Source organism: Thauera phenylacetica B4P, assembly GCF_000310225.1.
In the GTDB taxonomy this organism is placed as follows: domain Bacteria; phylum Pseudomonadota; class Gammaproteobacteria; order Burkholderiales; family Rhodocyclaceae; genus Thauera; species Thauera phenylacetica.
Map to the genome: position 1 here is coordinate 1 of NZ_AMXF01000384.1, position 2,338 is coordinate 2,338.

A 2,338-nucleotide genomic window follows, 5' to 3' on the forward strand; every position below is an offset into this window, starting at 1 on the left:
ACGCCGCCGCGGCGGGCGCCACGCTTTCCGCCCGCCGCGGCGCTCAGCGCTCCGCCCCGGCCTTGCTGCCGAACTGCAGCAGCAGGTCGCAGCTCTTGCCGCCGGCGAACCAGCGCGACACCACGCGCACATCGCCCGCGAAGGGAAACACGAACTCGAGCGAGACCGGCCGCTCGCGCACCGACCAGGCGAGCGCCTCGCCGAGCCGGGGGGCGAGCCGGGCGGCGAAGGCGGCGCCATGGGCGCGGCAGGCCTCTGCATCGGCCAGCGTGACCGCGCCGGCGCCGTCCGCGGGGATGGCGAGGATCTCCTCGATGGCGGCGTCGGTGCCGGCCATCGCCATCACCGACAGCGACTCCCCGGCGGCGCGCAGCACCACGCTGATCTGGTCGCGCTCGTCGCAGCCGGGGCCGATCTGCCCGGCTGCTGGATCGAAGCGCTGCGTGTCGCGTGCGGCCTCGGCGAGCGGCACGCCGAGCTGCATCGGCCCAATGCCGCGCGGCGTGAGCGCCGCTTCGCCGGCGGCGGGCGTGCAGCCCGCGCCGCCGAGAGACAGCGCGAGCGCACACGCGAGCGCGCACGCGACGGGCTGGCCCTGCCGCGCTCCGTCCGTGCCGAGGGGTGCGCGCTCTGCCGTGCTCACTGCGCTCCGATCACGCCGCAGAAGAAGCGCCCGCCGGCGCCGCCGATCGGCTGGCTGGCGTGGTCGTCGCGGTTCTCGTGGATCACCAGCGCGGCGCCGTCGGCGTCGAGGATGTTCGCGCGCCCGCCCGCACCCGAGAGGCTGGCGAGGGTGGTGAAGAACTCCGCTTCGACGCTGCCGTCGGCATGCACGAAGAGGTTGGGCAGGTCGCCGGCGTCCGGACCGTCGGGGTTCATGAGCCCGTGTGGCTTCGCGGCCGGGTTGAGGTGGCCCTTGGAGGCGACGAAGCCCTGCGCGCCGTCCTCGCAGGTGCCCACGGAGTGGATGTGGATCGCCTTCGGCCCGGGCGGCAGGCCCTTGGCGACGATGTGGATCAATACGCCGTGCGGGCCTTCGACCAGGGTCGCGGTGCCGAGCTCGGCGCCCTGGCGGTCGAGGATGCGGGCGCTCGCACGCTCGGCCGCGGAGGCGGGCAGGGCGAGCGTGCCGGCGAGCAGGGCGGCGAACAGAACGGCGGTGGGGGCGGAGGGCTTGATCATGGGTCTTCTCCTATTGGATTGAGTCCAGCCTCTCAAGCATAGGACAGATCGGTGGGCCTGCAGCGCCCGGCAGCGACAGGCCGCGATGGTACATCGGCTGGCACGCGCAGCGGCGAGGGCTTAACATCGGCGGCTCATCAGAAACGGAGATTTCCATGGCTTCCTCCCCCGACAGCATCAGCATGGCGCTGTTCTGCGACTTCGAGAACGTGGCGCTGGGCGTGCGGGACGCGAAGTACGAGAAGTTCGACATCAAGCGGGTGCTCGAGCGCCTGCTGCTCAAGGGCAGCATCGTGGTCAAGAAGGCCTACTGCGACTGGGACCGCTACAAGAGCTTCAAGGCCGCGATGCACGAGGCCAACTTCGAGCTCATCGAGATCCCCCACGTGCGCCAGTCCGGCAAGAACTCCGCCGACATCCGCCTCGTGGTCGATGCGCTCGACCTGTGCTACACCAAGTCGCATGTCGACACCTTCGTGATCATCAGCGGCGACTCCGACTTCTCGCCGCTGGTCTCCAAGCTGCGCGAGAACGCCAAGCAGGTGATCGGCGTCGGCGTCAAGCAATCCACCTCCGACCTGCTGATCGCCAACTGCGACGAGTTCATCTTCTACGACGACCTCGTGCGCGACAGCCAGCGCGCCGCCGCCAAGCGCGAGGCGCGCGACAACCCGCCCGCTAGCCGCAAGCAGCCCGAGGAGGACAAGGCCCGCCGCGAGGAGCTCGAGTCGCGCCGCAGCAAGGCGATCGACATCGCCGTCGAGACCTTCGACGCCCTGCTCGCCGAGCGTGGCGAGAGCGGCAAGATCTGGTCGTCGATGCTCAAGGAAGCGATCAAGCGCCGCAAGCCGGACTTCAGCGAGAGCTATTTCGGCTTCCGCGCCTTCGGCAACCTGCTCGAGGAGGCGCAGGCGCGCGGGCTGCTGGAGCTCGGCCGCGACGAGAAGTCCGGCATCTTCGTGACCCGCCCCGGCCCGGGCCTGGCCGCGCCCGGAGGGCGCGAGGAGTTCGTGACGGCGGAGGAGCGCGTCGTGACCGAGCGCGCCGCCCCGCGCGCGGGCTCGGGCTGGGAGGGCGTCGAGACGGACGCCGACGCCGAACGCGTCACCACCCCTGCCGACGCGAGCGCGGAGACGCCTGCGAGCGCGCCCGAGCC

Annotated in this window: 3 protein-coding genes; 1 reads left to right on the forward strand and 2 read right to left on the reverse strand. The window is 71.6% G+C overall.

The window, feature by feature from the left end:
• Positions 1 to 43: 43 nt before the first annotated feature.
• Positions 44 to 643 (reverse strand): hypothetical protein, encoded by a 600-nt coding sequence (locus C667_RS22245; protein ID WP_004386014.1) that lies wholly within the window; start codon positions 641 to 643, stop codon positions 44 to 46.
• A complete protein-coding gene (locus C667_RS22250) occupies positions 640 to 1,182 on the reverse strand; it encodes a superoxide dismutase family protein (protein WP_004386015.1) in 543 nt (180 codons plus the stop codon). Before C667_RS22250 ends, C667_RS22245 begins: the two co-directional genes overlap by 4 nt.
• 155 nt (positions 1,183 to 1,337) lie before the next feature.
• Here C667_RS22250 and C667_RS22255 point away from each other — a divergent pair.
• Positions 1,338 to 2,338: NYN domain-containing protein (locus C667_RS22255; protein ID WP_004386017.1), on the forward strand; the 1,001-nt coding region annotated here is incomplete at its 3' end.

What these genes read in the sequence shown, in the direction of transcription:
- C667_RS22250 (WP_004386015.1), bottom strand. Translation starts at nt 1,182, where the DNA reads ATGATCAAGCCCTCCGCCCCCACCGCCGTTCTGTTCGCCGCCCTGCTC.